The sequence below is a fragment of the Streptomyces sp. NPDC001393 genome (genome assembly GCF_053597455.1).
In genome coordinates, this window is record NZ_JBSFIH010000065.1 from 26,143 (window position 1) to 44,365 (window position 18,223).

Consider the following 18,223-nt stretch of genomic DNA (forward strand, 5'->3'; position numbering starts at 1 on the left):
GCCTTGGAGTCCTGTCACCGCATCGCACACAGCCCAGGGCAGAGCCTGGTTGTTCGCCCCCGAGTCCGCCCGCCCAGTTCAGGCGGACTCGGGGGCACAACTGCTTCTAGAGCAGGGTGGGTTGAGCCTGCATCATCAGGACTGCGGCGCCCACGAAGCACAGTAGTAGTCACGACAGACTCCAGTCAATCACTTCAGGTCAGCTGATCCTGAGAAGCAGGCTTCTCAGGATCAGCTGACCATCTCACGCAGCGCTGAAAACTTCTCTCGGTACCCTCCAATGCGAACGCCCCGCCGTGTCCCGAGCGAGGGACGGCGGGGCGTCGTTGGTGCTCCCTAAAACCACTGAGCAGGGCTACGTCGTAGACCGCCGCCTCCGCGCCCCCGGCCGGCGCTCGCTCGGCCGCGTCACCGGGTCCCCGTTCTCCAGCGCGACGGCGCGCCGCTTCAGTCCGAAGTCGGCCAGGGCCTCCGCCAGCTTGTGCACGGAAGGCTCCGGGGCCATGACGTCGACCCGCAGGCCGTGCTCCTCGGCGGTCTTGGCCGTGGCCGGGCCGATGCAGGCGATCACCGTCACGTTGTGCGGCTTGCCCGCGATGCCCACCAGGTTGCGGACCGTCGACGAGGACGTGAAGAGGACCGCGTCGAAGCCGCCGCCCTTGATGGCCTCCCGGGTCTCCGCCGGCGGCGGCGAGGCGCGGACGGTCCGGTAGGCCGTGACGTCGTCCACCTCCCAGCCGAGCTCGATCAGACCGGCGACGAGCGTCTCCGTGGCGATGTCGGCGCGCGGGAGGAAGACGCGGTCGATGGGGTCGAACACCGGGTCGTACGGCGGCCAGTCCTCCAGCAGGCCCGCGGCCGACTGCTCACCGCTGGGCACCAGGTCCGGCTTCACGCCGAAGGCCACCAGCGCCTTCGCGGTCTGCTCGCCCACCGCGGCCACCTTGATGCCCGCGAAGGCACGCGCGTCGAGGCCGTACTCCTCGAACTTCTCCCGCACCGCCTTCACCGCGTTGACCGACGTGAAGGCGATCCACTCGTAGCGGCCGGTGACCAGGCCCTTGACGGCACGTTCCATCTGCTGCGGGGTGCGCGGAGGCTCCACCGCGATCGTCGGGACCTCGTGCGGCACCGCGCCGTAGGACCGCAGCTGGTCGGAGAGCGACGCCGCCTGCTCCTTCGTGCGCGGCACGAGCACCTTCCAGCCGAAGAGCGGCTTGGACTCGAACCACGAGAGCTGGTCGCGCCGGGCGACGGCGCTGCGCTCACCGACCACGGCTATGACCGGCCGGCCGCCGTCCGGCGACGGCAGCACCTTCGCCTGCTTCAGGGTCTGCGCGATCGTGCCGAGCGTCGCCGTCCAGGTGCGCTGGCGGGTCGTCGTACCGGCGACGGTGACCGACAGGGGGGTGTCGGGCTTGCGGCCCGCCGACACCAGCTCACCGGCGGCCGCGGCCACCGCGTCCAGGGTCGTGGAGACGACGACCGTGCCGTCGGAGGAGCCCACCTCGGTCCAGCAGCGGTCCGAGGCCGTACGGGCGTCCACGAACCGGACGTCCGCGCCCTCGGCGTCCCGCAGCGGCACACCGGCGTACGCGGGCACACCGACCGCCGCCGCGACGCCCGGGACCACCTCGAAGGGCACCCCGGCGGCGGCGCAGGCGAGCATTTCCTCGGCCGCGTACGTATCAAGTCCCGGGTCCCCGGACACCGCACGGACGACCCGCCTGCCGCCCCGCGCAGCCTCCATGACAAGATGAGCGGCATCCCGGGCAGCGCCCGGGAGAGCGGCGGTTGTTGACGTGCCGTCAACGACCGTCAGCTGGGGCGTGCCCGTGCCCGGCGGCGAGACCGAAGAGGGGTCTGCGTCCGTCTGGACCACGGAGACGCCCTGTCGGGCGTGCGTCCGGATCACGTCGAGCACCTCGTGCTCGGCGATCAGGACGTCCGCGCTCGACAGCGCCTCCACGGCGCGCAGAGTCAGCAGTCCCGGATCTCCGGGTCCGGCACCGAGGAAGGTGACGTGCCCGTGCTCAGGACCGGCGGCAGGAAGGGCGGTGGGGCTCAATGTGCTCGCTCCCCCATCAGACCGGCCGCGCCCTGGGCAAGCATCTCGGTGGCGAGGTCGCGACCGAGCGCCAGCGCTTGGTCGTGCGTCTCGGGCACGGGACCGGTGGTGGACAGCTGCACCATGCGGGTGCCGTCGGTCGTGCCGACGACGCCGCGCAGGCGCATTTCCTTGACAATCTGCCCGTCGGCCAGAAGGTCGGCCAGCGCGCCCACAGGGGCGCTGCAACCGGCCTCCAGGGCGGCGAGCAGTGACCGTTCGGCGGTCACGGCGGCCCGGGTGAACGGGTCGTCGAGCTCGCCGAGCGCCGCGATCAGGTCCGCGTTGCCCGCGGCACACTCGATCGCCAGGGCCCCCTGGCCGGGGGCGGGCAAAACCGTGTCGACCGACAGGAAGTCGGTCACCTCGTCGATCCGGCCTATCCGGTTCAGTCCGGCGGCGGCCAGCACGACCGCGTCGAGTTCGCCGTCCCGGACATACCGGATGCGGGTGTCGACGTTGCCGCGTATCGGGACCGTCTCTATGTCCAGGCCGTGGGCGCGGGCGTACGCGTTCAGCTGCGCCATGCGGCGCGGCGCACCGGTGCCGATGCGCGCCCCGCGCGGCAGGTCCGTGAACTTCAGCGCGTCCCGGGCGACGATCACGTCCCGCGGGTCCTCGCGCTCCGGTACGGCGGCCAGGACCAGTTCCTCGGGCTGCGCGGTCGGCAGGTCCTTGAGCGAATGAACCGCGAAGTCGACCTCGCCCCGCAGCAGCGCGTCGCGCAGCGCCGTGACGAACACGCCGGTGCCGCCGATCTGTGCGAGGGCCTCGCGGGAGACATCGCCGTAGGTGGTGATCTCGACCAGCTCGACCGGTCGACCGGTCACCCGGCGGACGGCCTCGGCCACCTGCCCGGACTGGGCCATGGCGAGCTTGCTCCGCCTGGTTCCCAGTCGCAGTGGCCTCAGTGGGTTGTCACTCATGCCGGTCGGTCCTTCGTGTCTGTGCTGTCCCCGGCCCGGGAGACGGCGGCCACCGTCTCGGGGTCGAGGTCGAACAGGGTGCGCAGCGCGTCCGCGTACCCGGCGCCGCCGGGCTCGGCCGCGAGCTGCTTGACCCGTACGGTCGGCGCGTGCAGCAGCTTGTCCACGACCCGGTGCACGGCCTGGCGGATCTCGCCGCGCTGGCGTTCGTCCAGGTCGGGCAGGCGGCCGTCGAGCCGCGCGATCTCACTGGCGACGACGTCGGCGGCCATGGTGCGCAGCGCGACCACGGTCGGCGTGATGTGCGCCGCCCGCTGTGCCGCGCCGAAGGCCGCGACCTCGTCGGAGACGATACGCCGGACCTGGTCCACATCGGCTGCCATCGGCGCGTCGGCGGAAGCTTCCGCCAGCGACTCGATGTCCACCAGCCGCACCCCGGCCAGCCGGTGCACGGCCGCGTCGATGTCGCGGGGCATGGCCAGGTCGAGCAGGAAGAAGAAGGGCGCCGGGCGCTCGGCCGGCGGCTCCGGCCTGCGCCGCTCGGGGATCCGGCCGACCGTCGCGGCGGTCGCGGCGAGCGCGGTGATCAGCTCGGCGTCCGCCTCGGGGCTACGGCGGCCCGCGCGGTCGAGGGTGCTGCCCGCGACCCAGGCCGCGTGCTGCTCGAGCGTGGCCGCGTCCATCCCGGCCACGGCGGCCTCGCCCATGAGGGAGAAGCCGGGCTGTACGGCGGCCAGGTCCAGGGGGCAGTTCTCGTCGGCGCCGGCGGCCGGCAGCGGAGTGACGGCGGCCTTCGGGGTCGTACGACCGCTGTCGGCGATCTCGGCGGCGGGGGCGCCGGTGCGGCCCTCGACCGCCTGCGCGACCGCCTCCGCCGTGAGCACCAGGCCCGTCGCCCCAGTACAGGAGACGACGACGTCGGCACGTGTCAGCTCGCCCGGCACGGCGTCCATCCGTACCGCGCGGGCGGTCACCGCGTTGTCGTCCGCCTCGGTGAGTATCTGGGTCAGCCGCTCGGCGCGTTCGAAGGTGCGGTTGGCGACGACGACCTCGGCGACCCCGGCCCGCGCCAGCGTGGCGGCGGCCAGCGAGGACATCGATCCGGCGCCGATGACCAGCGCCTTCTTGCCCAGGGCCCAGTCCTCGACGGCCCCGCCGAGGGCCAGCTGCTGCAGGCCGAAGGTGACCAGGGACTGCCCTGCGCGGTCGATGCCGGTCTCGGAGTGGGCGCGCTTGCCGACCCTGAGGGCCTGCTGGAACAGGTCGTTCAGCAGCCTGCCGGCGGTGTGCAGCTCCTGCGCCCTGGCCAGGGAGTCCTTGATCTGGCCGAGGATCTGCCCCTCGCCGACGACCATCGAGTCCAGACCGCAGGCCACCGAGAACAGGTGGTGGACGGCCCGGTCCTCGTAGTGCACGTAGAGATAGGGGGTGAGTTCCTCCAGGCCGACGCCGCTGTGCTGGGCGAGCAGCGTGGACAGCTCGGCGACACCGGCGTGGAACTTGTCCACGTCGGCGTACAGCTCGATGCGGTTGCAGGTGGCGAGCACCGCGGCCTCGGTGGCCGGCTCGGCGGCGACCGTGTCCTGCAGCAGCTTGATCTGGGCGTCCGCGCTCAGCGCGGCCCGCTCCAGCACGCTGACCGGGGCGCTGCGGTGGCTCAGCCCGACGACGAGGAGACTCATGCCGGCATCACGGCGGGTACGTCCCCGTCGGGCCCCTGGTCGGCGGAAGCGTCGGCGGCCACGCCACGGGGAGCGGTCGCGGGCAGCGCGCCGTCGCCCACCGCGGTCTCCATGGGGGTCTCCTCGCCGGCCTTGCGCTGCTCGTGGAAGGCGAGGATCTGGAGTTCGATCGACAGGTCGACCTTGCGCACGTCGACGCCGTCCGGGACGGACAGCACGGTCGGCGCGAAGTTCAGGATGGAGGTGACCCCGGCGGCCACGAGCCGGTCGCAGACCTGCTGGGCGACACCGGCGGGGGTGGCGATGACACCGATGGAGACCCCGTTGTCCTTGATGATCTTCTCAAGGTCGTCGGTGTGCTGCACGGGGATACCGGCGACGGGCTTCCCGGTCATCGCCGGGTCGGCGTCGATCAGCGCGGCGACCCGGAAGCCACGGGAGGCGAAACCGCCGTAGCCGGCGAGGGCGGCGCCGAGGTTACCGATACCGACGATGACAACCGGCCAGTCCTGGGTCAGGCCGAGTTCACGGGAGATCTGGTAGACGAGATACTCCACGTCGTAGCCGACACCGCGCGTTCCGTAGGAGCCCAGGTACGAGAAGTCCTTGCGCAGCTTGGCGGAGTTGACCCCCGCCGCGGCCGCGAGCTCCTCGGAGGAGACCGTGGGTACCGAGCGCTCCGACAGCGCGGTCAGGGCTCGGAGGTACAGCGGAAGCCTGGCGACGGTGGCCTCGGGAATCCCTCGGCTACGGGTCGCCGGTCGGTGTGTTCGGCCAGTTGCCACGGTGCTCCTGCGGGTAGAGCGGGGCTGCGGGCGGTCATACGTCCCCAGACCGCCCCGTCGACAGCAGGCTATGTCTTTGTGAACGCGTGCACAAAGATGGTGTCCGATTTGCCCGGCAGAAGTGACCGGGGTCACGCGCCTTTCGCGCCCTCGTCGGGAACCGGCGCATACGCACCGACGTTCCTTCGTTACTGGGGGCAAAATCGCACACTCTCCTCACGAATCCCGCCCCCGAGATCAGACCGCCGTCGATCCTAAGCGACTTTCCGACCTGTTTGGACTAGTCGGTCAGTGCCCGGCGCAGCCGCTCCTCGTTCACGCGCCAGAAGGTGTGCTGTTCACCGTCGATCAGTACGACCGGGATCTGCTCCCAGTACTGGTCGTGCAGGGCCTGGTCCTCGGTGATGTCCTTCCGTTCCCAGGACACGCCCAGCTCTCCGCAGACCTTCTCGATCACGACCTGCGCGTCGTCGCAGAGATGACAGCCGGGCTTGCGGATCAGCGTGACCAGCCGGTCGCGGGGGGCGGCGGGGTCGGTCGGCTCGGCCTTGCGCCGGAAAAGTGGACTCATACCGGCCATTCTCGCGCGTGCCGTGCACGCTTCGGATCAGGGCTTTAACGGCCCGGTCGCGGAGAGTTCACACGCACCCAACCTCTCGACCGACGGAAGCACCGAACAAACTGGCTATGCTCACGACATGGCCGCTCTCGGATGGCTCACTCCTCGTAGGCGCTCCGCCACGGCGCGCAGCGTGTTGGCAGGCGAGGCCTCGGCGGAGGCTGCCCGCAAGTCCTCGCAAGAGGCCCCGCCGGTGAAGCAGGAACCGGAGTTCCCCGTCATCGGCGACGACAAGGCCGCCGCCTTCTTCGACCTCGACAACACCGTCATGCAGGGCGCCGCGCTGTTCCACTTCGGCCGGGGCCTGTACAAGCGGAAGTTCTTCGAGACCCGCGACCTCGCCAGGTTCGCCTGGCAGCAGGCCTGGTTCCGGCTGGCCGGCGTCGAGGACCCCGAGCACATGCAGGACGCCCGCGACTCGGCGCTGTCGATCGTGAAGGGCCACCGGGTCGCCGAGCTGGAGTCGATCGGCGAGGAGATCTACGACGAGTACATGGCCGACCGCATCTGGCCCGGCACCCGCGCCCTGGCCCAGGCCCACCTGGACGCCGGGCAGAAGGTGTGGCTCGTCACGGCGGCCCCGGTGGAGATCGCCCAGGTGATCGCCCGCCGACTGGGGCTCACCGGCGCGCTCGGCACGGTGGCCGAGTCGGTGGACGGCATCTACACGGGCCGGCTGGTCGGCGAGCCCCTGCACGGTCCGGCGAAGGCGGAGGCGGTCCGCGCCCTGGCCGCGGCGGAGGGCCTGGACCTCTCCCGCTGCGCGGCCTACAGCGACAGCCACAACGACATCCCGATGCTGTCCCTCGTCGGCCACCCCTACGCCATCAACCCCGACGCCAAGCTGCGCAAGCACGCCCGCGAGAAGGACTGGCGCCTGCGGGACTACCGGACGGGGCGCAAGGCGGCGAAGGTGGGGATTCCGGCGGCGGCGGGGGTCGGCGCGGTGGCCGGTGGCACTGCGGCAGCGATCGCCCTGAGCCGACGGCGCCGCTAGGTCCTCTCTCACATTCCCGCCGTCCGCCCGGAGGGCGGGCCCTGCGCCCGCCGCGATGGGGGTGCCCCCGCGCGAGCCTGTTCGAGCGTGGGGGAGGCTCGTGTATGCCGTAGGTGCGTGCTCTGGGGGTCCCCCCGGCCGAAGGCTGGGGGAGTGCCGGGGCCTGGCCCTCGTACTGGATGTACTTGGGCCCGGGCCCGGTGCGGCGAGTGGGGGCACCTCCCACGCCCTTGAGGCAGTGGGGGAGCGTGCATGACATCGCGGGGCAGGCGGGAATGTGACGACAGGGCCTGGCTCCGCTCGGGACGGGTGCGGTTCACCGCCGTAGGGCTATCGGCCGCACCCGACTGCGGTCCGTCGCGGGCTGGTCGCGCCCACGTGGCGGAGCCGCACATCGATACGGCCCCGCGCCCCTTCGGGCGCTTCCGCGCCCGGATTATGCCGCGGCCATTTCAACACGCCCTGTACCTCACCGAAAGCGGCCGGATTTCGGTCAACAAGCGATCAGAGTACGGCACTTGATGCGGCGTCAATCGGTAACAGAAGCGACGCAATCGATGATTTGAGCAACTCGGTGTAGCAGTGCCTGCACGAAGCGTTATTCTCCTCAGACGCAAACCGGTACCCCTCCGTCGCCACGACGGGTGAACGGTCCCGCACTGCACGTGATGGAAGCTCTGCCTCTGGGAGTCCCGTGTACCCACACGTCGGGGTTGACGCCTCGGGCCTGGCTACGCTGCGCGCAACTGTCGCAACGGTCAAAGAGACGCTGCGCGGCCTCGTCCCCACCGCGTACGCCGTCCCCGCCTTCGCCACCGCCGCGCCCGTAGGCCCGTGCTACGCACTGGCCGAAGGCAGCGCCGCGGTCGGCAGACGAGGGCGCTCCGCCGGCGCCGCCACCACCGCCCGCCGTCCGGCAGCGGACAGCGACAGCGCCCGGATGATGGACCTGGTCGAGCGCGCCCAGGCCGGCGAGGCCGAGGCCTTCGGCCGGCTGTACGACCAGTACAGCGACACGGTGTACCGGTACATCTACTACCGCGTCGGCGGCCGCGCGACCGCCGAGGACCTCACGAGCGAGACCTTTCTGCGGGCCCTGCGCCGGATCGGCACCTTCACCTGGCAGGGTCGCGACTTCGGGGCCTGGCTGGTCACGATCGCCCGCAACCTGGTCGCCGACCACTTCAAGTCCAGCCGCTTCCGCCTGGAGGTCACCACCGGCGAGATGCTCGACGCCAACGAGGTCGAGCGCTCCCCGGAGGACTCCGTCCTGGAGTCCCTGTCGAACGCCGCGCTGCTGGACGCCGTACGGCGGCTCAACCCGCAGCAGCAGGAGTGTGTGACGCTCCGCTTCCTCCAGGGCCTCTCGGTCGCCGAGACCGCCCGTGTCATGGGCAAGAACGAGGGCGCCATCAAGACCCTCCAGTACCGCGCCGTGCGCACGCTCGCCCGCCTGCTGCCGGACGACGCCCGCTGAACCGGGTCACTTTCGGCGACTGTCAACTCACGTTCCGTGAAAGCCGGTTGCCTTTCGGATCCGGGCATCCGTCGTCCGTAACCCAAGTGCCGCGCCAGTCGTTGTGCGGGATACAGGCTCCCTGTGGTCACGTCTTGGCCGACCTTGATCACTCGATCGTGTGAAGTGGTCGCGGGCGTGCAACCCTCAGGACCCCCTGGGGAGTCGACCGTCATGACGAGAGGAGGTGCCGCCAGTGATCGCGAACGTATCGGCGCACCGGCGGGCGAACGCCTTCGCCCAGGCCCTGGAAGAACAGTCCGACCGGGACACGGCGGCCGAGCAGTCCGTAGGCACGGCGGGATCCCCGCCGACCACCGAGGAACAGACCGAGCAGGGCGAGCTGCTGGCCCTGGCCGCGGACCTCGACGCGCTGCCCAAGCCGCAACTCGACCCCGAGGTCAAGGTCGTGCAGCGCGCCCAGCTGGTGGCCGCGATGGAGGCCATGCTTCAGGAGGGCACGGGGGCGGCGGATGCGTCGGTACCGGAACAGCGCTCTTCGAGGTCCCGGGGCGCGCACCGGGCGAACCCGCTGGGCAAACTCCGCCCGCGTTCCCGCCTGACCAAGGGGCTCGCGGCGGGCGGGCTCAGCGTGGGCGTGGCCGCCGGAGCCTTCGGCGGAGTAGCCGCCGCCAGCTCGGACGCCCTGCCCGGCGACTCCCTGTACGGCCTCAAGCGCGGCATCGAGGACTTCAAGCTCAACTACCTGACCAACGGCGACGACCAGCGCGGCCAGACCTACCTCGACCAGGCCTCCACCAGGCTCAGCGAGGCCCGCCGGCTGATGGAGCGCGGCCGCGGCGGGCACCTCGACCACGAGTCCATCAGCGAGATCCGCCGCACGCTCTCCGGCATGCGGCAGGACGTCACCGAGGGCCACCGGCTGCTCCACGAGGCCTACGAGGCCGATCCGGGCTCCCTCGGCCCCATCCAGGCCCTGTCCACGTTCTCCCGCTCCCACCGGGAGGTGTGGACCGCGCTCAGCGACAAGCTGCCCGTGCAGCTCGGGGACGTCAAACAGCAGGTGTCGTCGGTGTTCGACGCCATAGACCAAGAGGTCGCCCCGCTGCAGTCCCTGCTCCCGCAGTCGCCCGCCCAGGGCGGCGACGGCAAGCGGCAGGGCTCCGGCTCGGCATCCTCCGGCTCCTCCGGGGGCCACCGGTCGACGGCGCCCAGCTCCTCCGGCAGCACCCCGTCCTCCGGCAAGCACGCACGCTCCGGCGACCCGAGCAACTCGGCCACCGGCAGCAGCGGCATGGGCCTCATCGGCGGCGACACGGGCGGTCTGCTGGAGCCCCCGAAGACCGGCACCGGCAGCAGCGCCCCGTCCACCAGCAAGCCCCCGACGACGGCCCCCGACGTCACCCTTCCCCCGCTCCTCCCCGGCCTCCTGCCGGGCCTGGGCATCGAGGGCGAGGAGACGCGCTAGCGGCGATACGGCTACGACAGTGGGGGGCGCCTTCCCGAGCGGGGCGCCCCCCACACGGCTTGTCAGGTGCCCCCCACGTGGCCGGTCGGCGCCCTCCCGGCGGACGTCACGGGCGGGCGGGTGGGAAAGCGAGGCAGGACAAGCACCGGGCGCCCGGACAACGCCGAGTCGGCAGGTCCCCTCCACGGCGCCCTCCCGGCCGACCGAGTCGGGCGGGTGGGCAAGGAATCAGAAGAACACCGACCGCCTCTGCACCAACAGCTTGTACAGCGTGTGCTGAATCTGCTCCCGCACCTGATCGGTCAGGTTGAACATCAGCATCGGATCCTCGGCCGCCTCCGCCGGATACCCGTCCGTCGCAATCGGCTCCCCGAACTGGATCGTCCACTTCGTCGGCAGCGGAATCGCCCCGAGCGGCCCGAGCCACGGAAACGTCGGCGTCAACGGGAAGTACGGGAAACCCAGCACCCGCGCCAGCGTCTTCGCGTTCCCGATCATCGGGTAGATCTCCTCCGCCCCCACGATCGAGCACGGAATGATCGGCGCCCCCTGCCGCAGCGCGGTCGACACAAACCCGCCCCGCCCGAACCGCTGCAGCTTGTACCGCTCGCTGAAAGGTTTCCCGATGCCCTTGAAGCCCTCCGGCATCACCCCGACCAGCTCCCCCTGAGCCAGCAGCCGCTCGGCGTCCTCCGCGCAGGCCAGGGTGTGCCCCAGCTTGCGGGCCAGCTCGTTGACCACCGGCAGCACGAACACCAAGTCGGCCGCCAGCAGCCGTAGATGGCGGTCGGCCGGATGGTGGTCGTGCACGGCGACCTGCATCATCAGCCCGTCCAGCGGCAGCGTGCCGGAGTGGTTGGCGACGATCAGCGCCCCGCCCTTCGCCGGGATGTTCTCGATGCCCTTCACCTCGACCCGGAAGTACTTCTCGTACACCGGCCGCAGCAGCGACATCAGGACCTGGTCGGTCAGCTCCTCGTCGTAACCGAAGTCGTCGACGTCGTAGTCCCCGGTCAGCCGGCGCCGCAGAAAGGCCAGCCCGGCCGCCACCCTCCGCTCCAGGCCGCCGCCCTGACCGTCGGCACCCGGCGCCCGCTCCGGCGGCGCCTCCCGCTTCTCCTCACGGCTCACAGGCCCATCCTCCCGTGCCCGGCCGCGACCCGGCAGTGGCTGGACCTCCCCCATCTCCCCGGCCCCGGCCTCGGCGAGGGCGCCGCGCCGGCTGCCCGTGCCGCGGCGCCGCGCCGGGCGCTGTGCGGCGCTCCCGCGGGACCGGTCGTCGTCGAACGGAATGACCTTGGCGTCCGCCATCGTTGCCGCTCTCCTCAGTTGGCGCTGTCGGCGCTGTGCGTCGTAGGCCGGCCGCCGCCCCTGACGGCCAGCGCGGCGATCCGGTCGACGGCCCCCGCAAGAGCCTCCGGCGGCACCAGGCCGGGGCCCTGGCCGCGCGCGAAGTCCGCGAACGTCTCCGCCGTCGTGTACCTGGGCGTGAAGCCCAGCGTCTCGCGCATCTGGTCCGTGTCGACCACCCGCCCGTGGGTGAGCAGCCGGATCTGCTCCGGCGAGAAGTCCGTCATACCGAGCGTACGCACCAGCGAACCCGCCCAGGTGACCGCCGGCAGCAGCAGCGGCACGGTCGGCCGCCCGAGCCGCCGGGAGCACTGCGAGAGCAGCAGCACGCCGTCGCCCGCGATATTGAAGGTCCCGCTGTTGAGGGTGCCCCGGCGCGGCTCGTGCGAGGCGATCCTGAGCACCTCGACGACGTCGTCCTCGTGCACGAACTGCAGCCGCGGGTCGTAGCCGAACACGGTCGGCAGGACGGGCAGCGCGAAGTAGGAGGCGAGCGGGGTCTCGGCGGTCGGCCCGAGGATGTTGGCGAACCGCAGCACGCACACGGCGACGTCCGGCCGCCGCCGGGCGAACCCGCGCACATACCCCTCGACCTCGACGGTGTCCTTGGCGAACCCGCCGCTCGGCAGCGACTTGGGCGGGGTCGTCTCGGTGAACACGGCCGGATCCCGCGGCGCGGACCCGTACACGTTGGTACTGGACTTCACCACCAGCCGCTTCACGGTCGGCGACTTCTGGCAGGCGCCGAGCAGCTGCATGGTGCCGATGACGTTGGTCTCCTTGACCGTGGCCCGGTTGCCGCTGCCCAGCGCCGTGCCGGTCACATCCATGTGGACGACCGTGTCGGCGCCCGTCTCCGCCAGCACCCGCGCGATGGTCGGGTGCCGGATGTCGGCCTGGATGAAGTCCGCCCCGCCGAGATGGTGCGCCGGCGGCACCGCGTCCACGGCGATCACCCGGTCGACCTCCGGATCCCGCTGGATCCGCCGTACGAACCGGCCGCCCAGTTGCCGGGCCACTCCGGTGACGAGCACGACCTTCCCCAAGATCAGCGCCTTCCCTCGTACGTGATGCGTACGGCCAACCTAGCGGGTCGATGTTGCACTGTGATGACCGCCCGATGCATGAGGTGACGGAAATTCACTCATCGGAACTTCCGGGTTCCCCGGGCGTGCCTGGGTTCCCCACATGCCTGGGTACCCCACATATGCCTGTGGCCCCCCACCAATGCTGATGGGAGGCCACGGACCACGCTGACACGCTCTCGCGCGTCGCCTACTTCTTGTTGCGACGCTGAACGCGCGTGCGCTTGAGCAGCTTGCGGTGCTTCTTCTTGGCCATCCGCTTGCGCCGCTTCTTGATAACAGAGCCCACGACTACCCTCGCTCACTTCTCATCACTCGGTTGTTTGGGCGCCATGGGCCCACACGACCTACGAGGGGCTAGCCTACCCAACCGAGCGCCAAGGTCGTAATCGAGGGGGGTACCCGGGGTCACCCCCAGGTCACCCTCGGGTCGCCGTCAGGCCGTCTCCACCCCCACATAGCTGTCACGGAGGTACTCGTGTACCGCTTGCTCCGGGACACGGAACGACCGCCCGACCCGGATCGCTGGCAGATGACCGCTGTGCACCAGGCGGTACACGGTCATCTTCGACACTCGCATCACCGAGGCGACCTCCGCCACGGTAAGGAACACGACCTCGTTCAGAGGCCTCTCGTCAGCTGCAGCCATGACACACCTGAACCTTCCGCACTCGACGGCCACCGGCTTCCCCTTCCGGTGACTCTTCGTCGTTGCGTGCTCACTCCCCAATGTAGGGGCGGGTGATGCAAGTGGGGAAGAGGTGCACCCATCGCAGGCCTACTGTGACAGACACGCTCGTTTGAGTACGTAGCGGGTGAGTGGCCGGTAGTACTCAGACCGCACGCCGTCATCAACCGGAACGACGACGGACACGCGCCCCTCCGCCTCCCCCACGAACAGCGCCGGATCGTCGGTGTCGGCAAGGCCGATGGCCTCGAACCCCAGCTGACCAGCGCCGCAGACCCAGCCGTGGTCCCCCACGACCAACTCGGGCAGCGGCCCGCCGCCCTCCGCCGCGGCCTCCAGCACGACCCGAACCGGCAGCGGCGAATGACTGTGCACGCCGGGCTCACAACCGGGGCGCCCATCGTCGGTTTCCCGCACCAACCCGACTCCTCGTGCGTAGTCCAGTGCACACGTACGTAGACCGAACCGGGTCAATATGTCGACACAGCGACCCTGCGCGGGGGTGAGCACGTCACACCCCGCCGCCGAGAGGGCGTCCGCCAAGCCGGCGTAGAACCCGAGCAGCCGCTGCGGGTGCCCGGTGCCGAACAGCACGGGCGCGCCGCGCCTGGCCACCTCCCGGATCCGGCCCGCAAAGGCGTCCAACCCGGCCAGCGTCAGCTCCGGATCGATCACATCCGGTCCCGAAGTGTGCCGAGGATCGCCCGACACCCCGCACTTCTCCGCCATCAGCTCCAGCAACTCCGGCTGTCCCCAGTCCCCTTCGGGATCAATCCCGATCAGCACCCGAGGATCCCGGGCCGCGAACAGCCGATAACTGCGCAGACTGTCCTCCCGAGAGGTCCCCACCACCCCGGCAAGCCGAACAGCCACCAGATGCGCACGCAGAGCTCCGCCGGTCGCCATGGGTGCGATGGTGACGTACCGGGAACGGGCACGGGAGGAAATCCGGTGAAATGCCCACGGTTGGCGTAAACACCCACCACGCAACCTCGAGAGGACGGGGGTCCAGGGGGCGGAGCCCCCTGTTCGGTTCAGGGAAGAAGCCCCCGCAGTGGAAACACCGCCCGACGAGTGGCCCGTACCGCCTGATCCAGGCGATCCGCGGGGTCGTAACCCGACTCCCACGACGCCCAACTCACCGGCCACCGCCCATCCGTCATCCGCTGCGGCGCCAACTGCCGGGTCCGCGCGAACGCCTCCTGCCGCCACCCCTCCGGAATCACCGCCTCCGGAGCGATCGGCCTGCCCGCCGCGATCCCCACCAGATGCGTCCACGACCGCGGCACGACGTCCACCACCGCGTACCCCCCGCCCCCCAGCGCGACCCACTTCCCCCCGGCGTACTCGTGCGCCAGCTCATGACACGCCACCTGCACAGCCCGCTGCGCGTCCAGGGAGACGGCCAGATGCGCGAGCGGGTCCTCGAAGTGCGTGTCCGCCCCGTGCTGCGTCACCAGCACCTGCGGCCGGAACTCCGCCAGCAGCTCCGGCACCACCGCGTGGAACGCCCGCACCCACCCCGCGTCCCCCGTCCCCGCCGGCAGCGCCACGTTCACGGCCGAACCCTCCGCGGAGTCCGCCCCGGTCTCCTCCGGCCACCCGGTCTGCGGGAACAACGTGCGCGGGTGCTCGTGCAGCGAGATCGTCAGAACCCGCGGATCCTCCCAGAACGCCGCCTGCACCCCGTCCCCGTGATGCACGTCGACATCCACGTACGCGACCCGCTCGGCCCCCAGCTCCAGCAGCCGGGCGATCGCCAGCGAGGCGTCGTTGTACACGCAGAACCCCGACGCACCCCCGGGCATCGCGTGATGCAGCCCGCCCGCGAAGTTCACGGCGTGATCGGCGTCCCCGCGCCACACCGCCTCCGCCGCCCCCACCGACTGCCCGGCGATCAGCGCGGACACCTCGTGCATCCCCGCGAACGCCGGGTCGTCGAGGGTCCCGAGCCCGTACGACACGTTGGCCGCCCCCGGATCCGCCGACGCGGCCTTCACGGCGTCGATGTAGTCCTCACGATGGACCAGCCGCAGCGTCGACTCCCCGGCCGGCTTGGCCGCGACGACCTCCATCTCCCGGTCGAGCCCGAAGGCACCCACCAGCTTCCGGGTCAGTGCCAGCCGGACCGGATCCATCGGATGGTCCGGGCCGAAGTCATAGCCCGTTACTGCCTCGTCCCACATCAGCTGTGCGCGGCCGCTCATGCCCGCCACCGTATCGGTCCGGTTGAGCGGCGAACGACCTGGCGTACACCAACGTCACCAGCACCAACACCATCGGCACGAGCATGGCGCCCCGGTAGCTCCACGCATCGCCGAGCGCCCCCACCAACGGCGAACCGACCAGAAAACCCACGTAATTGAAAATGTTCAGCCGCGCGATCGCCGCATCCGAAGATCCGGGGAACAGCCGCCCCGCCGCCGCGAACGTCTGCGGCACCAGCACACACAACCCCAGACCCAGCAGCGTGAACCCGAGCATCCCGACCCACGCCCCGGGCGCCGAGGCCACCACCGCGAACCCGCCGGCCGCCACCAGCGTCCCCAGCCGTACGACCGCCGCCGCCCCGAACCGCCGCACCCCGAAGTCCCCGATGGCCCGCCCCAGCAGCGTCGTCACCATGTACACGTTGTACGGCACCGTCGCCAGCTGCTCCGAGCTGCCCAGCACGTCCTTCAGATACTTCGCGCTCCAGTTGGAGACGGTCGAGTCCCCGATGTAGGCGAAGGTCATCACCAGACACAGCGGCAACAGCAGCTTGAAGACGACGCCCCCACCCTGGGTGCCCTGCTCCTCCAGCGGCGCCGGATCCCCGTCGACGTACCACCGGCTCCCCACCAGGGTGGCCGGCAGCAGCACCGCCACCACCGGCAGGTACGACACCCACAGTGCGAGATGCCAGTGCGCCCCGACCCAGGCCAGTGAGGCACCCAGGATCCCGCCCAGGCTGTACGCGGCATGGAAGCTGAGCATGATGCTGCGCCCGTACGACCGCTGCAGGCTGACCCCGAGCATGTTCATGGAGGCGTCCAGCGCGCCCACGGCCAGCCCGAACGCGGCCAGCGCCGCCGCCAGCTCCGCGAGCTGCCCGCCCGCCCCGGCGCCGAGCAGCGCGAGCAGGACGACCGGCTGGGACCAGCGCAGCAACCGGCTCGGCCGTATGCGCTTCACCAGCTGCTCGGTGGTCACACTGCCGACGCCGGCCAGGATCGGCACGGCGGCCAGGAAGACCGGCAGCAGCGCGTCGGAGACGCCGTACCGGTCCTGGATGGCCGGGATCCGCGTCACCAGGAGGGCGAAGGTGGCGCCCTGGGCGAAGAAGCTGAACGCCAGCGAGGCCCTACCGCGCCGCAGCACATCAGTCATGGCGGCGAGCGTAGGGCCCCGGGCTACCTGTGGGTAGATCCAGCCAAAGATGAATTTCCCTCAGCTTTACCTCTCGGCCTGCTCAGGCGGCGACGGCGACCTCCGGCCGGTCGGCCCGGCCGGCCTCCACCTCGGTGGCGAGCATCTTCTCCATCGGCGCGACGGCCAGCCCACCACTGACGATGAACGCGATCGCCATGGCGACGATCAGGAAGACGGTGCCGAGCCACACCATCGTGTCCACGGGAATGGTGTACGCACCCACGACCCGCGCGATGCACTCGCTGAGCAGCGTCAGACCCCAGACGGCAGAGAACGCCTTCTCCTTGCGCCGGAAGTCCACCGACCGGGCCGAGGCCCCGGAGACCAGCCGCTGCCAGGCCGCTTCCTTCGCCGTGTCGCCCTTGACCAGGAAGGGCTTCATACCGGCGGTCATCATCGGCTTCCCGAACCAGACGGAGACCAGGATCCCGATGCCGACCGTGCTGCTGATCGCACTGTCCTTGGCGAGCATCAACCGCGGGTCGCCGGAGACGAAGCTGAGTACCAGGCCCATGACGTTCACGACCAGGATGAGCAGCGCGAGCCCATTGGCCGCCCGCTCCTTGACCAGTCCCCACACGGTCCGCACCGCCGGCACCACGCTGCTCCAGGCGAGAGCGGCGAAGGTGCTCATCCCGAAGGCGTCCTTGAAGAGGTAGTACGAGCCGAGCGGCAACGCCACATCCAGCAGCAGCGGCCGGAAGTTGTCGATCCCCGTGTTCCCCGTGTTCTTCGTCATGCCCTCAGCTTCGCCGCCGGACAGGGTCCGCCAGTAGAAACGATCGTCCGGACGTCCGCATGACAATTGTCAGGCACCGGCCGATGGCTTCCGTCAAACCAGCAGATCGGCCAACTCGCCCATGGTGGAGAAGAGTTGGTCGGCGGCCGCCAGCTTGGCCGCCGGAGTCATCGCGGTGAACCCGTAGACGGTCATCCCGGCCGCCACGGCCGCCTGCACGCCCAGCGGAGAGTCCTCCACGACCAGACACCGCTGCGGCGCCACCCCCATCCGCTCCGCGGCGTACAGGAAGAGATCGGGCGCCGGCTTGCCGCGCCCCACGTCCTCGGAGCTGAAGATGCGGTCCTCCGCGAACCACCGGTCGAGTCCGGTCGTACGGTGCCCGACCCGGATGCGCGCATGACTCCCCGAGGAGGCCACGCAGTACGGCACCCCGTCCGCGGCCAGCTTCTCCAGTACCCCGGCCACACCGGCCACGGGCTGCAACTCGCGCTCGAACGCGGCGAACACGCGCGCGTGGAAGACGTCGTCGAAGTCGTCCGGCAACCGCTGCCCGGTCCGCTCCAGCACGAGCTCATGGATCCGGTGCATCGCCGAGCCCATGTAGTCCCGTATGGAGTCCTCGTACGAGGTCGGGTGCCCCAACTCGGTCAGATAGGCGGCCAGATGCCGATTGGAGATGGGCTCGCTGTCGACGAGCACTCCGTCGTTGTCGAAGATGACAAGGTCATAGCGCATGGAGCAACCTTAAACGCAGAAAGGCCCACGCCAGTCGGCGTGGGCCTTTCCCAAGAATTGTTCGGCGGCGTCCTACTCTCCCACAGGGTCCCCCCTGCAGTACCATCGGCGCTGTGAGGCTTAGCTTCCGGGTTCGGAATGTAACCGGGCG

The 18,223-nt window shown here is 70.6% G+C and carries 17 protein-coding genes and 1 rRNA gene; 3 read left to right on the plus strand and 15 right to left on the minus strand.

What is annotated here, in order from left to right; genetic code table 11:
- Window positions 1-355: 355 nt before the first annotated feature.
- The 5 genes from ACWC2T_RS39800 to ACWC2T_RS39820 form a co-directional block, all read right to left on the minus strand.
- A complete protein-coding gene (locus ACWC2T_RS39800) occupies window positions 356-2,068 on the minus strand; it encodes a uroporphyrinogen-III synthase (protein ID WP_450675212.1) in 1,713 nt (570 codons plus the stop codon).
- The gene (hemC, locus tag ACWC2T_RS39805) at window positions 2,065-3,033 is read right to left on the minus strand and encodes a hydroxymethylbilane synthase (protein ID WP_450675213.1); all 969 of its coding nucleotides are present in this window, start codon (window positions 3,031-3,033) and stop codon (window positions 2,065-2,067) included. The genes ACWC2T_RS39800 and hemC overlap by 4 nt, the downstream gene beginning before the upstream one ends.
- Window positions 3,030-4,715 carry a glutamyl-tRNA reductase gene (locus ACWC2T_RS39810; RefSeq protein ID WP_450675214.1) on the minus strand — a complete coding sequence of 562 codons (1,686 nt, stop codon included), beginning with the start codon at window positions 4,713-4,715 and terminating at the stop codon, window positions 3,030-3,032. The genes hemC and ACWC2T_RS39810 overlap by 4 nt, the downstream gene beginning before the upstream one ends.
- Window positions 4,712-5,500 carry a redox-sensing transcriptional repressor Rex gene (locus ACWC2T_RS39815; protein ID WP_450675215.1) on the minus strand — a complete coding sequence of 263 codons (789 nt, stop codon included), beginning with the start codon at window positions 5,498-5,500 and terminating at the stop codon, window positions 4,712-4,714. The genes ACWC2T_RS39810 and ACWC2T_RS39815 overlap by 4 nt, the downstream gene beginning before the upstream one ends.
- Window positions 5,501-5,780: 280 nt before the next feature.
- Entirely contained in the window at window positions 5,781-6,071 is a 291-nt protein-coding gene (locus tag ACWC2T_RS39820; protein ID WP_450675216.1) for a glutaredoxin family protein, read from the minus strand.
- A gap of 127 nt (window positions 6,072-6,198) precedes the next feature.
- Between ACWC2T_RS39820 and ACWC2T_RS39825 the strand changes: the two genes are divergently transcribed.
- The 3 genes from ACWC2T_RS39825 to ACWC2T_RS39835 all read left to right on the plus strand — a co-directional run bounded on the left by ACWC2T_RS39825 (window position 6,199) and on the right by ACWC2T_RS39835 (window position 10,061).
- Window positions 6,199-7,116, plus strand: a complete 918-nt coding sequence (locus ACWC2T_RS39825) for an HAD family hydrolase (protein ID WP_450675217.1) — start codon at window positions 6,199-6,201, stop codon at window positions 7,114-7,116.
- Window positions 7,117-7,810: 694 nt separating this feature from the next.
- On the plus strand, window positions 7,811-8,593 hold the full coding sequence (locus ACWC2T_RS39830; protein ID WP_450675218.1) for an ECF subfamily RNA polymerase sigma factor, BldN family: 783 nt from the start codon (window positions 7,811-7,813) through the stop codon (window positions 8,591-8,593).
- 235 nt (window positions 8,594-8,828) lie between these two features.
- Window positions 8,829-10,061, plus strand: a complete 1,233-nt coding sequence (locus tag ACWC2T_RS39835) for a DUF5667 domain-containing protein (protein ID WP_450675219.1) — start codon at window positions 8,829-8,831, stop codon at window positions 10,059-10,061.
- Between the two features lie 228 nt (window positions 10,062-10,289).
- On the opposite strand, the gene ACWC2T_RS39840 is transcribed toward ACWC2T_RS39835, so the two are convergent.
- The 10 genes from ACWC2T_RS39840 to rrf all read right to left on the minus strand — a co-directional run.
- Window positions 10,290-11,372: a lysophospholipid acyltransferase family protein gene (locus ACWC2T_RS39840; RefSeq protein WP_450675220.1), complete on the minus strand. Its 1,083-nt coding sequence runs from the start codon at window positions 11,370-11,372 to the stop codon at window positions 10,290-10,292.
- Window positions 11,373-11,386: 14 nt separating this feature from the next.
- A complete protein-coding gene (locus tag ACWC2T_RS39845; RefSeq protein ID WP_450675221.1) occupies window positions 11,387-12,457 on the minus strand; it encodes an NAD-dependent epimerase/dehydratase family protein in 1,071 nt (356 codons plus the stop codon).
- A gap of 229 nt (window positions 12,458-12,686) precedes the next feature.
- Complete coding sequence (locus ACWC2T_RS39850) at window positions 12,687-12,785, minus strand: 30S ribosomal protein bS22 (protein ID WP_003948845.1); 99 nt, start codon at window positions 12,783-12,785, stop codon at window positions 12,687-12,689.
- 147 nt (window positions 12,786-12,932) lie between these two features.
- Window positions 12,933-13,145, minus strand: coding sequence for a helix-turn-helix domain-containing protein (locus ACWC2T_RS39855; RefSeq protein WP_159045602.1), 213 nt, complete (start codon window positions 13,143-13,145; stop codon window positions 12,933-12,935).
- Window positions 13,146-13,274: 129 nt separating this feature from the next.
- On the minus strand, window positions 13,275-14,090 hold the full coding sequence (locus tag ACWC2T_RS39860; protein WP_450675222.1) for a phosphatase: 816 nt from the start codon (window positions 14,088-14,090) through the stop codon (window positions 13,275-13,277).
- Window positions 14,091-14,218: 128 nt separating this feature from the next.
- Entirely contained in the window at window positions 14,219-15,391 is a 1,173-nt protein-coding gene (locus tag ACWC2T_RS39865) for an acetoin utilization protein AcuC (protein ID WP_450675223.1), read from the minus strand.
- Window positions 15,342-16,553, minus strand: a complete 1,212-nt coding sequence (locus tag ACWC2T_RS39870) for an MFS transporter (RefSeq protein WP_450675224.1) — start codon at window positions 16,551-16,553, stop codon at window positions 15,342-15,344. Before ACWC2T_RS39870 ends, ACWC2T_RS39865 begins: the two co-directional genes overlap by 50 nt.
- Before the next feature lie 82 nt (window positions 16,554-16,635).
- A complete protein-coding gene (locus ACWC2T_RS39875) occupies window positions 16,636-17,334 on the minus strand; it encodes a VC0807 family protein (protein WP_450675225.1) in 699 nt (232 codons plus the stop codon).
- 93 nt (window positions 17,335-17,427) lie between these two features.
- Window positions 17,428-18,072 (minus strand): HAD family hydrolase, encoded by a 645-nt coding sequence (locus tag ACWC2T_RS39880; protein WP_450675226.1) that lies wholly within the window; start codon window positions 18,070-18,072, stop codon window positions 17,428-17,430.
- 59 nt (window positions 18,073-18,131) lie between these two features.
- Window positions 18,132-18,223, minus strand: a 5S ribosomal RNA gene (gene rrf, locus ACWC2T_RS39885); the annotation flags it as partial.